The organism is Chryseobacterium gotjawalense (genome assembly GCF_030012525.1).
Lineage (GTDB): Bacteria > Bacteroidota > Bacteroidia > Flavobacteriales > Weeksellaceae > Kaistella > Kaistella gotjawalense.
Genome location: NZ_CP124855.1, coordinates 3,213,053 through 3,229,819 on the forward strand (window position 1 = coordinate 3,213,053; position 16,767 = coordinate 3,229,819).

At 35.9% G+C, this 16,767-nt stretch carries 13 protein-coding genes; 10 read left to right on the plus strand and 3 right to left on the minus strand.

Annotation, left to right across the window (positions count from 1 at the left end; translation table 11 throughout):
• Window positions 1–87 precede the first annotated feature (87 nt).
• The 6 genes from QGN23_RS14605 (at window position 88) to QGN23_RS14630 (ending at window position 6,640) form a co-directional block, all read left to right on the plus strand.
• The gene (locus QGN23_RS14605; RefSeq protein WP_282904971.1) at window positions 88–606 is read left to right on the plus strand and encodes an SRPBCC family protein; all 519 of its coding nucleotides are present in this window, start codon (window positions 88–90) and stop codon (window positions 604–606) included.
• Window positions 607–819: 213 nt separating this feature from the next.
• Complete coding sequence (locus QGN23_RS14610) at window positions 820–1,884, plus strand: DUF6263 family protein (protein ID WP_282904972.1); 1,065 nt, start codon at window positions 820–822, stop codon at window positions 1,882–1,884.
• Between the two features lie 120 nt (window positions 1,885–2,004).
• Window positions 2,005–2,154, plus strand: a complete 150-nt coding sequence (locus tag QGN23_RS14615) for a hypothetical protein (protein ID WP_317622309.1) — start codon at window positions 2,005–2,007, stop codon at window positions 2,152–2,154.
• Between the two features lie 57 nt (window positions 2,155–2,211).
• Window positions 2,212–4,788, plus strand: coding sequence for a YfhO family protein (locus tag QGN23_RS14620; RefSeq protein ID WP_282904974.1), 2,577 nt, complete (start codon window positions 2,212–2,214; stop codon window positions 4,786–4,788).
• Between the two features lie 9 nt (window positions 4,789–4,797).
• Window positions 4,798–5,205, plus strand: a complete 408-nt coding sequence (locus tag QGN23_RS14625) for a GxxExxY protein (protein WP_282904975.1) — start codon at window positions 4,798–4,800, stop codon at window positions 5,203–5,205.
• A gap of 142 nt (window positions 5,206–5,347) precedes the next feature.
• Entirely contained in the window at window positions 5,348–6,640 is a 1,293-nt protein-coding gene (locus QGN23_RS14630) for a glycosyltransferase family protein (protein WP_282904976.1), read from the plus strand.
• A gap of 116 nt (window positions 6,641–6,756) precedes the next feature.
• Here the strand turns inward: QGN23_RS14630 and QGN23_RS14635 are convergent, their stop codons facing one another.
• Together QGN23_RS14635 and QGN23_RS14640 are read right to left on the minus strand one after the other, a co-directional pair.
• Entirely contained in the window at window positions 6,757–7,737 is a 981-nt protein-coding gene (locus tag QGN23_RS14635) for a PLP-dependent cysteine synthase family protein (RefSeq protein ID WP_282904977.1), read from the minus strand.
• A gap of 137 nt (window positions 7,738–7,874) precedes the next feature.
• The gene (locus QGN23_RS14640; RefSeq protein ID WP_282904978.1) at window positions 7,875–9,104 is read right to left on the minus strand and encodes an ABC transporter permease; all 1,230 of its coding nucleotides are present in this window, start codon (window positions 9,102–9,104) and stop codon (window positions 7,875–7,877) included.
• A 4-nt stretch (window positions 9,105–9,108) separates the two neighbouring features.
• Here QGN23_RS14640 and QGN23_RS14645 point away from each other — a divergent pair, with 4 nt between their 5' ends.
• Together QGN23_RS14645 and tnpA are read left to right on the plus strand one after the other, a co-directional pair.
• Window positions 9,109–10,305, plus strand: a complete 1,197-nt coding sequence (locus QGN23_RS14645; protein ID WP_282904979.1) for an exo-beta-N-acetylmuramidase NamZ family protein — start codon at window positions 9,109–9,111, stop codon at window positions 10,303–10,305.
• Between the two features lie 505 nt (window positions 10,306–10,810).
• Window positions 10,811–11,284, plus strand: a complete 474-nt coding sequence (tnpA, locus tag QGN23_RS14650; RefSeq protein WP_282904980.1) for an IS200/IS605 family transposase — start codon at window positions 10,811–10,813, stop codon at window positions 11,282–11,284.
• 147 nt (window positions 11,285–11,431) lie between these two features.
• Here tnpA and QGN23_RS14655 read toward each other — a convergent pair whose 3' ends face one another.
• The gene (locus QGN23_RS14655; RefSeq protein WP_396127332.1) at window positions 11,432–14,665 is read right to left on the minus strand and encodes a hypothetical protein; all 3,234 of its coding nucleotides are present in this window, start codon (window positions 14,663–14,665) and stop codon (window positions 11,432–11,434) included.
• Window positions 14,666–14,807: 142 nt separating this feature from the next.
• Between QGN23_RS14655 and QGN23_RS14660 the strand changes: the two genes are divergently transcribed.
• Together QGN23_RS14660 and QGN23_RS14665 are read left to right on the plus strand one after the other, a co-directional pair.
• Entirely contained in the window at window positions 14,808–15,581 is a 774-nt protein-coding gene (locus QGN23_RS14660; RefSeq protein ID WP_282904981.1) for a T9SS type A sorting domain-containing protein, read from the plus strand.
• A gap of 261 nt (window positions 15,582–15,842) precedes the next feature.
• The gene (locus tag QGN23_RS14665) at window positions 15,843–16,700 is read left to right on the plus strand and encodes a T9SS type A sorting domain-containing protein (protein ID WP_282904982.1); all 858 of its coding nucleotides are present in this window, start codon (window positions 15,843–15,845) and stop codon (window positions 16,698–16,700) included.
• Window positions 16,701–16,767: the final 67 nt, after the last annotated feature.

The following is a 16,767-nucleotide window of genomic DNA, read 5'->3' on the forward strand; positions in this document are numbered from 1 at the left end:
TTAATTAAATTTTATCTTTAAAAGATTGAACAGCAAATTTACTGAAAATTATATTTTATCTTTGAATTCATAAAATTCTAAAAAACTATGAAAAATCTATTGAAAATCCTTTTGGCAATCGTTGCTGTTCTGATTATTACGATGTTGGTAATGGGAAAAGCGTATCATTTTGAAAAATCGATTGTAATCAATGCACCCGCGGAAAAAGTGTATTCCCATCTCAATTCCACAAAATCATTTAATGAATGGAATCCTTGGTTTAAGTTGGATCCAACTTTGAAAGTAACTTATTCCGGAAATCCCGGACAAATCGGCGATAAATATTGTTGGGATGGCAATAAAGAAGCAGGAAGCGGATGCCAGGAAATTACGGCGCTCGTTCCCAATCAGAAACAATCGACCAAAATGGTTTTCTTTAAACCTTTTGAAAGCGATGCTACTTCAAACATTGTCCTTACGCCGGAAGGAAACGCTACCAAAGTAACCTGGGATATGGATTGCGAACTGGATTATCCCATGAATTTGATGAAATTGTTTATGGACAGCCAAATGGACAAATCTTACGGAGAAGGATTGTCGGCTTTAAAAAGAATCGCTGAAAAATAAATTTTGAAACAGGAAATGAAGTCGGGTTGAAGTCCGACTTTTTTTGTGATAGGATAAAAGCAGTTTTATTCCTTTTTTAAATTATTAAAAGACTGTTAAAATATTGATAATGTTTGAAACCATCAGAAATAATTACCTTAAATTTGTCTTCCGTTTGTAAAAAAGCAAAATCTTTAACAAACGACTTTAAATAAAATTGAGAAAAATCAGTAAATGAAAAAATTCACAGCCATTGCGCTTCTTTCTATAACATTAGTTGCCTGTAAAAAAGAAACCAAAACCGTTACCAAAGTTGATCCCCAAACCGGGAAAACAATTACCGTAGAAGTTCCTGTAGAAAACACTTCCGATTCACTAAAAGTCGAAAAAGCACCAGAACAGGTTTTGGCGATTAAAGATTCTTTGGGAGTTTACCGGCAGACTTTCAAATTAGAAAAAGGACAAACTTATCCTTTGGTCACCTACCAAAAAGATGTTCAGACGATGACTGCTCCTGATGGGAAATCGCAAAGTGGTACCAGCGAAATGACCGACGAAATGTCATTTGCCGTAAATGATTTTAAAGACGGGGTTTATGATATCACCATTAATTTAATCGGAAAAAGAAATTCTCAATCAGCGAATGGTAAAACGGTAGCCGTTGATACGAAGCAGGCAGAACCGAAAGATGAGCAGCTGAAAATGATGTGGAAAGTGAATAAAGCTTTGGTCGGAAATAAATTAAAGTTGAAAATGACCGAAACCGGAAAAGTAATTTCGATCACAGGTTTTGACGCGGTTTATAACAAAATTAGTGGTTCTGTGGGATCAGCAATTAAAGACGCCAAAGACAAAGCCGGTTTTATCAACAGTTTTAAACAAAGCTTTAATGAAAAAATGCTGAAAGACCAATTCACAAAAAATCTGGTTTTGATTCCGGCAAAAGGAGTGAAGATCGGCGATAAATGGTCTGAAAGCGAAAACGCAACGCCGGACGGAAAAATAAAATTGACTACAACATACACGCTGAAAAGTGTTGGCGACGGAATTGCACAAATTTCGGTTGTAGGCGGAATTCCTAAAAAATCGGATAAACAAACCCAGGAAGGGGTCACCAGATCAATGAGTTCTGAGTTGTCACAAAACGGAACAATCACTTTGGATCAAAAAACCGGTTGGGTGAAAAATCAAAATATTGCTGTGAAAACTGCGCAAACCGAAACACTTTCAGACGGTAAACAATCTCAAACAATGAAATCTGTTTCTAATTCAACGGTTATTGTAAATCCTTCAAAATAGGATTGCACGGACTGTGTTAAAGAAACCTTTCTCTATTACTAAAAATAAGAAATGAAATATATATTAGAATTAATTCTAACCACAGTAATCATTTTTTTTGTTTGGAATTTTTTAAAAAGAATGTTTTTTACTAAAATTTTTAAATTTCCACAGCCCAGAAATGATGAAAATGTAAACCAACAGAAATCCAAAGAAAAGTTGGATTCCAAGATCAAGTGGGATGCAGAAACCGTAGATTACGAAGAGGTTAAAGAACCTAAAGAAAAATAGAAATTTGAAAATCCTTTGACCATGTCGAAGGGTTTTTCTCAATAATAAACCTAAAGAATGTTAAAAAATAGAAACTTAATTTTCATTATCGGAAGCCTGGTGGTTTTCATTTTGTTGGCTGTTATTTACGCCAATCCTGTGTTAACCGGGAAGCAACTTTTTCAGCACGATATTGTGCAGTACAAAGGCGGCGCAAAAGAACTCCTGGATTATCGTGCGGAAAATGGAAAAGAAACTTATTGGAGCGATTCTATGTTTGGCGGAATGCCGACTTATCAGATGGGAGCGCAGTTCCGGGGTGATGTTATTAAAAACATTGATAATTTGCTGAACTTTTTACCGAAGCCAGCGAACTATATTTTCCTACTTTTTTCCGGATTTTTTCTTTTAGGTTTAGTTGCAGTTAGAAATTGGAAATACGCACTTTTAGGTGCTAGCTTTTTCGGACTTTCAACGTATTTTTATATCGCTCTTGCGGCCGGCCATAACGGTAAAATACATACGGTTGCTTATTTTGCACCGCTTTTAGCCGGAATACTTTTGGTTTATATCCGTAAAAAATATGTGGTCGGATTTATCGTGACGGCACTTTTTATGGGCTTACAAATCGCTGCCAATCACCCGCAGATGACCTATTATCTGTTTATCGCGCTTGCTTTTTTATTCTTGTCAGAACTCATCCGTGCTTTTCAGGGAAAAACCGACTGGAAACATTTTGGTATTTCAACAGGGATTTTGGCATTGGCGTTTGTCCTGGGAATTGGAATGAATTCCCAGCGGATTATGGCAAATTCTGAATACATCACCGAAACCGTTCGCGGAAAGCAGATTTTAGATAATGAAAAGCATTCTGCCGACAAATCGGGCATGGACAAAGAAAGCATGTTGATGTGGAGCTATGGCAAACTGGAAACTTTGAATCTGTTTATTCCACGGTTAATGGGCGGTGCAAGCAATGAAGAAGGTTCTGATCAAATGATGGCGAAACTGCAGCAATTGGTTCAGCAAAATGTGACTTCCCAACAGGAAATGGACCGGATTTCGAAAGGTTTCAGCTCACTGGCTTATTGGGGCGAACAACCGGGAACTTCCGGACCGGCTTATCAGGGAGCGGTAGTTTGTTTTCTGGCTGTTTTAGGATTTTTCTTCGCGTGGAAGAAATACAGGTACTGGATTTTAGGAGCTTCGGTTTTAACCATTCTGCTGGCGTGGGGAAGTAATTTTATGATCGTTTCCGATTTCTTCATCGATTTCGTTCCTTTCTATAATAAATTCAGAGCGCCGAGTTCTATTTTGGTCGTTGTCGAATTATTATTTCCATTGATTGCAATTGTAGGACTGTACCGTTTCTTTAATTCTAATGAAAAAACGGAAACATCTTCTGATAACATATTAACAGAGGATTACAAGAAGAAAACTTTGATTTATGTAAGTTCTTCAATTTTAGGAATTACCTTTATATTACTCCTTTTCGGAAAATCAATTTTAGGATTTTATACGCCTTCAGAAAAAACTTATCTGCCGCCGTTTTTATTGGATTTTTTAGTGGATGAACGGTTTAAAATGTTCAGTGTTGATGCGATAAAAGCGATAGTTTTTGTAGCGGTTACAGCGGGAGTTTTATTTTTAAGTTTAAAAAATAAAATCACTCAGAATATAGCAATCGTCATCATTGGTTTGGTGAGTTTATTTGATTTGTGGAGTGTGAATAAAAGGTATTTGAACAATGATAATTTCATTGATAAATCTTTTACTGAAAATCCTTTCCAGACCGAAAATTCAGAATTGTTGATGCAGAAAGTACGCGATAACGCCAATCTAAAATCATTGCTGGATAATGCCAATATGAACAAGACTTTGGAAACGATTGCCGAAAAAGACCAGGGACATTACCGGATTTATAATCAAATTTTAGGGCCGTTTAATGAAACCAATACTTCTTATTTTAAATCGTCTGTTGGAGGTTATCACGCGGTGAAATTACGGAGGTATGATGATTTGATCAATGAGTATTTTGGTAAAATGGATACGGTAAAAGTTCCGCGAATCCTCAATATGCTGAATACAAAGTATATGATTTTTGGCAGTCCGGAGCAGCCGAAAGTCGTAACCAATGCTGATGCAAATGGCAACGCATGGTTTGTTTCTGAATTAAAATTCGCCGGTACACCAAATGAAGAATTGGATCAGATCGGAGTAATTGATAATAAAAAAGTGGCCGTAATTGCGAAAGCAGACCAAAAATATTTTGACGGAAAACCTCTGCAGCAGGATTCTACCGCATTTTTAGATCTGAAAAAATACGAAGCCAACGAACTCGAATTCACTTCTCAATCAAAAACGCCGCAATTAGCCATATTCTCGGAAATTTATTATCCGAAAGGTTGGAAAATGTTTGTTGATGAAAAAGAAGTTCCTTATATCAAAGCAGATTATTTGCTGAGAGCAGTGTATGTTCCTGCCGGAAAACATACGATAAAAATGATTTTCGCACCGGAAGTAATCGCAAAAGGAAAAGTCATTTCGATGATTGCGTTTGGATTATTTTTATTGTTGAGCGGCCTGGGAGTTTATTTCATTTACCGCAAAAGAGACAAAAGAAATTTTTTAAATATGAAGGAGTTCAAAAGATAGAAAAAGGCAATGATAACTCAGAAATACATAACAGATCTAACTTATAGGATTAATGGAGCTTGCATTGAAGTTCATAAACTCCTAGGTTCTGGACTGTCTGAAATTGTGTATCATAAAGCTTTGGAAAAAGAATTTCAATTGAGAGAAATGAGTTATCAGTCTGAATTTAAAATTCCTGTTGTCTATAAAGGAGAAAATTTAGATTGCGACTTTAAATGTGATTTTTTGATTGAAAATTTGATCATTCTCGAAATTAAATCTGTTGCGGCCATTTTAGATATTCATAAATCTCAGGTTTTAAATTACATGAATTTATTAAAAGTTCCAAAAGGTATTCTTGTAAATTTTAATGTTAAAAATTTGTATCATTTTGGTCAAGAGACTTTTATCAATAAATATTTTGATCAATATGATTGAAATTTAAACAAAATTATTTTCGTGAATGAATTCGATTTCTCCGCTTTTGCAATCTTTTGAATTTCTGAAAATTAACTATTATCTTTTGTTTCTTTTGCGGTTAAAAACTCTTTTAAAGTAAAAAAAATGGATCAAATAATCAATGAAATCTCCTAAGAAAATATTAATCATTACCTATTATTGGCCGCCAGCCGGTGGGCCGGGTGTTCAGCGGTGGTTGAAATTCGTGAAATATCTACCCGAATTCGGCTGGAAACCCACCGTTTTTATTCCCCAAAATCCGAGTTATCCGATTATTGACGAAACTTTGGAAAATGAAGTTTCAGAAGATTTAGAAATCATTAAAACCAAAATTTGGGAACCTTACCAGATCGCCGAATTTTTCGGGAAAGACAATAAGAAATTCAAAGCTGGACAATTTGATGTCGGCGAAAATCAAAGTTGGAAATCGAAACTTTCAATTTGGGTTCGTGGTAATTTTTTCATTCCAGATGCGCGCGTTTTTTGGGTGAAACCTTCTGTGAAATTTCTAAAAGAATATTTAAAGGAAAATCGCTTTGATGCCTTTGTTACAACGGGTCCGCCGCATTCTATGCATCTGATTGGTTTAGAATTAAAGAAAGAATTTCCTCAATTAAAATGGATTGCAGATTTTCGTGATCCGTGGACAGAAATTTCTTATTATAAGCATTTAAAACTTACGAAATCTGCCGATCAGAAACATAGAAACCTCGAACAGCAGGTTTTTGAAAAGGCGGATATTACTTTAGCGACGAGTTTCTCCGATGCAGAAAATTTCAGGCAAAATGGAGCCAACGCATTTTGTATTACCAATGGTTTTGATCGGAACGTTTCGGTCGCCGAGCGGAGCCGAAGTGACCACAGAAAAAAATTCACTCTAAGTTATATCGGGGTTCTGGAACAGCTGCGGAATCCTAATGTTTTATGGAAAGTTTTAAACGAATTGGTTTCCGAAAACCAAGATTTTAGAAATAATTTTCAGATAAAATTTGTCGGTAGAATTGATGATAAAATTTTAACTGAAATCGAACAGTCGGAACTGAAAGATTCAATAAATAATTTAGGTTATCTTTCTCATTCAGAAGCAAATGCGGAAATGAACGAGTCGGATTTATTATTGATTACCAATTTCCCGGATGAAAGTTCGAAAGGAATTATTCCCGGAAAAATTTTCGAATATTTGGCGACCGGAAAACAGATTCTTTCATTCGGTCCGAAAGAAAGTGATGTGAAGAAAATTTTAAGTGAAACCAACGCTGGAAAACATTTTTCTTACAATGATGAATCAGCATTAAAAGTGTTTTTGTTGCAACAGTTCGAAGCTTGGAAATCAGGAAAGTCAGATTCGCAAACGTACAATATCGAACAATTCTCCCGAAAAAATTTGACTCAAAAACTGACGGAACTTTTGTGAGTTTTCCCATTAGGTTCAATGAAATTTGGTAAAAGTAAAGTCGGACAAATGCCCGACTTTATCATTTAATTTAAAACTTTCCCGGCCAAATTTTTAAAGGGAAATTACAACGTTTTTTACAACCAACCCATTTCTTTCATCCACTCATCATTATAGATTTTGCCTACATATCGGGAACCGTGATCGTGCAGTAAAACAACAATAACATCATCTTTGGTGAATTTGTCTTTCATCTGAATCAAAGCGGCAATCGCACTTCCGGCAGAATAGCCGCAGAAAATACCTTCTTCTTTTGCCAGTTTTCTTGCGTAAATTGCACCGTCTTTATCAGTCACTTTTTCGAAATGGTCGATGACCGACATATCATAATTTTGAGGAATAATATCTTCGCCAATTCCCTCTGTAATATAGGAATAAGCGTGTTCCGGATGAAATTCGCCCGTTTCATAATATTCTTTTAAAATGGAGCCGTAAGTATCAACTCCAATTACTTTAATATCAGCATTTTTTTCTTTAAAGAATATTCCACAACCGGTTACGGTTCCGCCCGTTCCTGCGCCAGCAACGAAATGCGTTAATTTCCCTTCTGTTTGCTCCCAGATTTCAGGTGCCGTAGATTCGTAATGCGCCAATCGGTTTGATAAATTATCGTATTGATTCACATACCAGCCATTTTCGATTTCTTCTCCCAATCTCTTCGAAACGCTGTAATAGGAACGTGGATCTTCTGGCGTCACGTCTGTTGGACAAACAATTACTTCAGCACCGACCGCTCTTAAAATATCGTTTTTTTCTTTAGACTGTTTTGAATTGGTCACGAAAATACATTTGTAGCCTTTCACAATTGCGGCCAAAGCCAAGCCCATTCCTGTATTTCCAGAAGTCCCTTCGATAATGGTTCCTCCAGGTTTTAATCTGCCGTCTTTCTCGGCATCTTCAATCATTTTCAAAGCCATTCTGTCTTTTACAGAATTTCCTGGGTTGAAGGTTTCTACTTTTGCTAAAACCAAAGCCGGGAAATCTTCACCCAAAACTTTATTAAGTTTCACGAGCGGCGTATTTCCGATGGTTTCAAGAATATTTTGTGCGTATTTCATAACTTTTTTATATTTGATTTCTCACTTTTACTATTTCAAAATAAGATTTTAAATAGATTTAAATGATGTTTTACTATTGATGATTTCGTAAAAATCGATAAGAAATTTACGAATCTGCAAAGATATAATTTTAAAATTTAATTGTATTTAATGGCTTTCACCGGAGAGATTTTACTGATCAAATAACTCGGCAGGACTAATGAGATCCCAGAAATGATAAGGATTCCCAAAGATATTGATATAATCTGAATCACATTGATTTCAACAGGAACAACACTTATATAGTAGTTTTCAGGATTTAAAGTGATGATGCCAAAATACTTTTGAATGAATACAAATGCCAATCCAATTAAATTTCCGAAGACCAAACCGGGAATCATAATCATTAAAGTATAATTAATGAATATCATTCGGATTTGTCCGTTGGTTGCGCCCAAGGTTTTCAGCATTCCGATGGAATTGGTTCTTTCGATAATTAAAATCAATAAAACCATGATGATGTTAATGATCACCACCACCAGCATAATGGTAATAATAAGGGCAATATTGGTGTCGAAAATCGCAATGAAATCCATAATCTGAGGATATTCATCGGTGGCTTTTACCGTATAGTTTTTATAACCGACCAATTCGTCGATTTTTGGGGTGTCTTCATCAATATTATTAATGTTTTTCAGGAAAATATCGATTCCGCCGATCTCGGCATCTTTCATTCCCTGAATTTTCCGGGCATGATTTATTCCGCCAATGACGAATAAGTCATCAATCATCTTGATGTCGGTCTTATAAATCCCAACCACCTCAAATTTTCGGTATAAAGGACTTTGGTTTTCTTTGGAAAAGATGGCGACGATACTGTCTTTAATTTTTAAATGAAGATCGGTTGCTATTTTTTGCGAAATGCAAATTCCATTGTTAAAGGCTTTTTCTGTAATTACAGGCACATGTCCGGCCACTAAAAATTTGCGGAATCGTGCCGAGTCAAAATCTTTGCCGACTCCTTTAAAAATGATGCCGGCGAAATTATGTTCATTCCGCAGAATCCCGCTTACTGCAACATATTTTTGGGTAGAAGCGACATCGGGAAGGGCTTTTATTTTATCGAGCTGAAGACCGTCATTACTTAAAATGGAGGAATTGTACGAGTTGTTGGATTGCTTGGATTTTACCGAAATATGCCCGGAGAAATCGGCCATTCTTTCTTTGATGGCTTTCTTGGACCCTACACCGGTCGAAATGGTGATGAGCGAAACAATAACGCCAAGAGCGACGGAAAGCCGACCAATAAAGACAATAACCCGTGAAAGATTATTTTTGTTATCTTTGGAAAAAGCAATTTTTTTAGAAAAATATAACGGAAAATTCAATCGTATGATTTTAAGCCTCAAAAATAAAGATTTACTTCTGATTGTGCTAATTTATTTTGGTTTTTGCCAAATGAGTTTTGCCCAAAACCTTGATAAAAATTGTTTTAAAGCCGGAGCAGACCGCCCGGAACTGTATCTCCCTTTACTGAAAAACAAGACCATTGCGATCGTTACCAATCAAACCGGGTTGCTGAAAGATAAATCTTTTCTGGTTGATTTTTTAGTTAAAAACAATATTTCCATACAATCAATTTTCGCCCCTGAACATGGTTTCCGTGGTGATGCTGATGCTGGTGAACACGTGAAAAACGGGATTGATACCAAAACAGGAATTCTGATTGTTTCTCTTTACGGGTCGAATAAAAAGCCAAAACCAGAACAGTTAAAAGGAATTGATATCATTCTTTTTGATATTCAGGATGTTGGCGTGCGGTTTTATACTTATATTTCTACTTTGACTTATGTAATGGAAGCGGCGGCAGAAAATGGAGTAGAAGTGATTGTTCTTGACCGGCCGAATCCACACGACGGATATATTGACGGACCGGTTCTGAAAAATCAGTGGAAAAGTTTTGTCGGAATGCACAATGTTCCAGTGGTGTACGGTTTGACAATCGGCGAATACGGGAAAATGGTCAACGGTGAAAAATGGCTCGACAAAGGAATTCAGGCCAAATATACTTTAATACCGATGCTTGGTTATCATAAAAAACAACGCTACGAAATTTCAGCGCAACCCTCACCGAATTTGCCAAATGATAAATCCATTAACCTTTATCCGAGTTTGTGTTTCTTTGAAGGAACGCAGGTTTCCGTTGGTCGCGGCACCAATTTGCCTTTCCAGATTTATGGATCTCCCTGGACTAAAAATTTGCCGTATCAGTTTACACCAAAACCTTCTGCCGGAGCAAAAGATCCTTTTCTGAACGGGAAATTGTGTTACGGTGAAAACCTGTCAGAATATCCACAAGATTTGCAGGCATTGAATTTAGAATGGCTTTTGAAAGCTTATAAAGACTATAAAAATCCACAACAGGATTTCTTTCTGAAGAATTTGTTCTTTGATAAATTAGCCGGAACTGATGAATTGAGAAAACAGATCATCGCCGGAAAAACTGCAGAAGAAATTAAAAATTCCTGGAAAAATGATTTGGAAGGTTTTCAGAAAATCAGAGTGAAATATGTGATGTATGAGGATTAAATTTTTTGAAAACGAGAAGTATTGAAGAATGATTGAGTTTTAAATATTTTACGGAAATGGTTAATAAGACAGGGTTTCGGTGCTCCGCACCTGCCATTTTCATTGTCCTTTTATCTACAAATGTTTCGCCGCTCTGCGGCTCGGTTGAGTGTAATCTTCTGATTGATGCAGCCATTTAATATTTGTAAAAGAATTGTATTTTTGAAAAAAGATACACCGCACCGAATCTTTGTCGTAAAATAGAATGTGCATAAAGAGTTTTGGAAAGTGTGTAGTGTAATCTTTGTAGGAAGTATAAAGAAGTTTGATAAAGGTGCGTAGCACCTAAACCTTTGTAGTTAAGAACGAAATCTTCATAAAATAAGGTGCGTAGCACCGAAATCTTTGTAGTAAAATAGAATAAATATAGAGAGTTTTGGAAGGTGCGTAGCACCTAAACCTTTGTAGCCAAGAACGAAATCTTCATAAAATAAGGTGCGTAGCACCGAAACTTAAAAGAGAATATATGGCAAATACTTATACACAATGCTATCTTCATTTGGTTTTTTCGCCTAAACATCGGGAGGCATTAATAAAAGAACAATGGAAAAATCTTTTAGAAAAATATATCACAGGAATTGTTCAAACAAGAAAACATAAATTATTAGCTATCTACGCAATGCCAGATCATATTCATATTTTCATTGGTTATAATGTGAATGATTTAATTTCTGATTTGGTAGAAAATATAAAAACATCTTCTAATGCCTGGGTAAAGAAAGAAAAATTATCGATGTTTAAATTCGATTGGCAAAGAGGTTACGGTGCGTTTAGTCATTCAAAATCACAGGTTGACGCAGTTGTAAAATACATAATGAATCAGAAAAATCATCATTCTAAGAAATCATTTAAGGAAGAATATCTTGAGATCTTAAAAAATAATGGAGTAGATTTTAAAGAAGAATATATTTTCGAATTTTTTGATGATATTGAAGGGTAGTATGTTCCGGTGTTCTGCGCCTGCCATTTTTATTGTCCTTTTTTCTACAAATGTTTTGCCGCTCTGCGGCCTACTATGCTGTTTTAAATCGTAATTCTACGAATGTTTCGCCGCTCTGCGGCTTAAAATATAAAACAAAAGAATAATTTAAAAACTCGCTTTCACCTGCATCGATCCCATGTGGATCGTGCGTTCACCGGAATTTCTACCTTCATAATTTATATTGAGTTGAATAAACGAATTCAGAGCTTGCTGTAAAAAAACAGACCAAACCTGATTTTTCCCTGCCTTCAAACCATCAAGCATTTGATTGGCGACAATCGAGAAGTTATTTCCCGTAAAATCATTATTAATAAAAGAAAAATTACCGCGGACCGAAGTTTTTTTCCAGTCCCACTGGAGGCTTCCGGTAAGGTCAAAAGTCTTTAAAAATTCTTCACCATCTGTTCTTTTTTTCTGACGGAAAGCGGAGGATAATTCGCTCTGTATGGCTTCTGTAAACTTATACGTAGCTTTTGGTCTGGTTTCCAAATTTTGTAATTGATAATCTCTACTCGCAAAAAGTTGCGATGAATTTTCAATCGCATGAACCGAATTTTCCCAGTCAATTCTGAAATCTTTGCCAAACCAATGGCCGATATTTAAGAAGTGTGAAACCTGAGTTCGTTCTTCGTTGCTGAAATTCGCATTGATTAAATTATTATTGGCGATAAAGCGGTAATTCCCATTCCAGCCGGATTTATCGGTAGGATTGAATTGTGCCGAAGCCAGAATGTTTTGATTTTTCAGAATCTGATCTTCATTTTTTTCAAAGGGATTCAGCACAAAAACCTTTTCTTTTTTAAAGTAAGAATTTTGAGAATTGATGGAAAGGTTAAAATTCCAGCGTTTCAGAAATTGGTTTTCAGAATTAAAAACCACCGAAGGATTTACAAATAAAGCCAACTGGATTTTGTTTTTGTTGGACGGAATATAATTGACGGTGTTGGTGTAAATCCTGATATACTGCGCCAAATCTGCATATTCTGCAATTTCGAATTCATCGAGTTGTTGAATTCCGTCACCGTTATAATCGGTCCATTTATAAACGCCCTGTCCGTCTGTCACTTTAATGTATTGAAATTCGCGCTGCGCTTCCTGCCCGTTTCCAAGTTCATAAAATGCCTGCAAACGCATACCATTATTGAATAACTGTTGCTGATAAGTCATATTTCCGACAATGAAATCCTGATTGTATTTAGACTGTAAATCCTCCGTTTTCTCGTAGAATTTCCGGTAATGAAGTAAAGCTGACAAAGTGGTTTTCTCCGTTTTAATAATTTGACTTTCCGCCATGAAACCCAAAATTTGATTTCTATTTTGCAATGCATTATTTCTTACAGAATCGTTGTCCCGCAAATACATTTTAGCCAAAAGTTTTGTTCTGGCCGAATCACCGATTTTTTTCTGAGCAAAAACTTCTTTCCAGCGATAACTTGTCACATCGAGTATTTTGGTTTCATTAAAGTTTTTTAAATTCTGTTCCAGACCGGCTCCGATTGCCCAACTGCCTTTTTTACCAGAAAATTCTGTGGCAACACCGCTTCTTACAAAGTTCGTATTCTGAAAAGTTGCCTTCGTGTCGAGGTAAGAAAAGTTTCCTTTGGTATTGAATTTCCCTTTTATAAAACCAAAATCAAGGTCGTTTTTTATTCCTTGATAAGAATCTTTTTCATCCAGATAATTGATTTTATAATTTAAAAAAGAAGTGTTTTTCCATTGATTAAGAAAACTGAAAATCAGTCGGTTTTGGGTAATTTGATTAAACTCCTGAGCCAAATTGAAATCACGTGAAAACTCGACATCATTAATCCGGTCTAAAATATGAAATTGCGAACTGATATGTTGGAATTCGAAACTTGGCGTTCCTTTCCAGTTGTCTTTACTAAAGGTTTTGTTTCCGAAAACACGTCCGGCGTACCCGATGTTTTGATGGGCATCTTTAGAGGAAAAAAGATTGATATCGTAGTTGCTCAAAGAAAAGTCGGCTCCGATTTTTCCTTCATTTAAAAGAACTTCGGCATTGGTAGAGAAAACCTGCGCTTTCTGTGGAGACGGTAATTTTCTTACTGCTTTATAATTACCTGCATTTGGACCGACATATTCGAAAACCCTTCCGTTATTCGTGGTTTGCTTTAAGCGGTAATCGCCTGAATTATCCCCAAAGTAAGTAAATGCAACCTGATACAATGTTTGGGATTGATCACTGGAGAATTTGTAATAATTTCCATTTTGATTTTGAACGAGTTGATACAGAATTTTGTTCACATCATATTCGGAAACGGTTCCGGAAGGTGCGTACATTAAATCTTGGTTATTACCGGCGTTGGCGAGAATCTGCTCATCTTCTTTAGATAAATTTAAAGAAAGCGGCGCATTTTTATTGTCATTTTCTAAAAACCAATTGAAGCCGAATTTTACTTTTTCTCTTTCGTGCTGAATTCCGCCCGTAACAAGAAATCGCGTATAATTTCTATTGGTATAATTATAGGAAATGGTAATGAAATTCTGTTTAAAAATCGGTCGGAAACTGGTGAACGTAATTTCACCGGTATTATAATTAATGACATAATCCTGACTTTCACCCCGTTTCATTAAAATTCCATCGATAAAAACCTGTTCAGATCCGGAAATAATGGTAATAAACTGTTCGCCATTTTTTCCGTTTAACCGGTATGGACCCTGGTTTCCTTCTACGCCTTGAAAACGCACGCGATAAAACTCGCTTCTGGCGACACCGGCAGAAATATTGGCGAAGGTTTTATTGTCTTTTCTAAACTGCGTCTCATATTCCAGACCCATACTTCGCCGCTGGTATCTGCCGAAATAGGTTTTATCATCGATCAAATCCAAATGACCGGCGCGCAGAACAGAATGATCTTTAATGTTGAGTTGTAGATAAATTTTGTCGAATTCCTCCAGTGTCTGCGTATATCCATCGGCTTGAATGGGTAAATTATGATCAGAAATAGACGCAAGAATGGAAACATCATTTGAAAGTTTTCCGGTAATCTGTAAATCCATGGAACTCTGCACGCTTTGTCCCTGATTATTCCCGAAAGTAATTCCACGGATAATAGAACCTTTGGAATTCAGATCGCCGAGAATTTGTGTGCGGGTGTTTTTAACCAAAACGCCTTCATCAATAATTGTTTTGCCGGGGATTCTGATAAAATCTAATGTATCTTTAGAAAAAACCTCCCGATTGATTTTTGCAGTAAGTACTGAATCCTTTTTCAGGGAATCTTTCGAAATATTGGGATTTTGCCACGTGAAAATCTGAGCATTAAACAGATTTAATGCAGAAATAAAAATGAAAAATGGTAAAACCTTTTGAATCAAAACTGCTGAAACATTTGTGTAAAAGTAACGAAAAACTCTATTTAAAATTGTTGTTGCTTTTTTAACATTTAATTAATGAAAAGATTGGCGAATTAATAGAAAAAAACTATATTTACTCCAATTAACAATTAAATTTTTTACTATGAAAAAATTCTATTCTTTTTTTGCAGCTGTAATATTTGCAGCTACTATAAATGCACAAGGTGCAGAAACTTTTGAAACCCAAAAAGTATTGACGGCAACATATTCAAACGGAACTTTTGCCGGAGAAACCGCAGGCGTAACTGTTAATTATTTTGATTCAAGAAATGAAGGTTTGGGAACAACGGATGATTATTCAATTTCTGGAAAAGGTATTATATTAAGAGGAGCTGATCAACCAAGTTCTGTAGAATTCGTTATTCCAAATGGAGTAGGTTTTTTTTCTTTTAATTACAGAAAAGCATTTATAGCTGGTGCATTCGATCGAGTTGTAGCAGTATTTGTAGATGGGGTACAAAAATCATCTGTTGCGCCATTCGGTCCTGCCGGTGCAGATTCGACCCTTGGTACATTGAGTACTATCGTTAATAAATCAGGTCCAGTAACAGTGAAAATTAGTTTTCCCGCAGGTACATCAGCTGGTGACAAACAGGTTACTATTGATAACGTTTCATGGACTGCTGCTCCGATACTAGCTGTTGGGGACATTAACACAACTAAAGTAAATCTGGTTAAAAATACAGTGGTTGGTGAAACGGTGATGTTCACCGCCAAAGCAAATGTGCAAATCTTAAACATGACCGGTCAGGTTGTGAAAACCGCATCTGTTAATGAAAGCACTTCTTTGGATGTTACAGCATTAGCAAAAGGGATTTATATAGTAACTGCAAACGTACACGGAAAGGCTGTTGCTCAGAAAATTATCAAAAAGTAATTCCTGAATTACTCAGAAATAGAAGTTTACCACAAATGGTAATTTTTTATGTTGCTTCAATTTTTAATTTAATTTTTTTTATATATATATCCGTAATTAGGAATAATTTTAAAGTCCTTGCGAAATTCGTTAAGTGTAATGGCTTTGCGAACTTAGCGTTAAAAATTGCATTGTGCTTAAAGGGGTTTTACATAAAATTTTTTAATTAAAGTAATACATAATTTGGATTATTCGAATAATATTAATTTTAAATTTATATGCATGAAAAAAATCTTTACTATTTTAGGTGTAGCAGTAATTACAAGTATTACGGCCCAAACGGTTCTAACTCAATGGAATTTTGACTCAAGTCCCAGTCCTGTTAGTACAAGTGTAGGAATCGGAGCAGCTATCTTAATAGGTGGTGTTGTCGAGAATATTCAAACAGGAACCTCCTCCTGCAATTGTTCATACGTCGCTGGGAACCCAAGTACAGGAAAATCTTATACAACGAAAGCTTATCCTGCTCAATCTACTGCATCCGGAACAGCAGGGATTCAGTTTTCGGTAAATACTGTAGGCATATCAACTGTTGCAATGTCAATCGAAATTTACGGATCTAATACTGCATCTAAATTTGTTCAAGTGCAATATACAACAGATGGTTCTTCTTGGACAAATGTAACAGCAATGCCGACTTCACTTGCTCCAAGTGCATGGTCAACAGTATCTGCTAATCTACCTGAGACTGCTAGTAATAATCCTAATTTTGCTTTTAGAGTAGTGGCTGTGTTTGACCCTTCAAATAATACTACTTATTCTGCAATTGGTACTTCGTCAAACTATGGTGCAGCCGGAGCAATAAGATTTGATAATGTTAATGTATATAGCAGTTCATTAGCGGTGCTTGACTTTAATGGAATAAAAGTTAATTTAATTAAAAATACCAATGTACGCGATGTAATCGTATTTGGAGCTAAAGCAAATGTGCAAATCATTAATGTTAACGGGCAAGTTGTAAAAACCGCTTCTGTTGCGGAAAATACTTCTTTAGATGTTTCTTCTTTAGCTAAAGGAGTGTATATTATTTCTGCCGAAGTAAACGGTCAAAAAGTTTCTCAGAAAATTATCAAGAACTAATCATTCTTTTTAGAAATAATGAAAGCCACTTCTCAGAAGTGGCTTTTTGTTTTTTTAATATACAGGA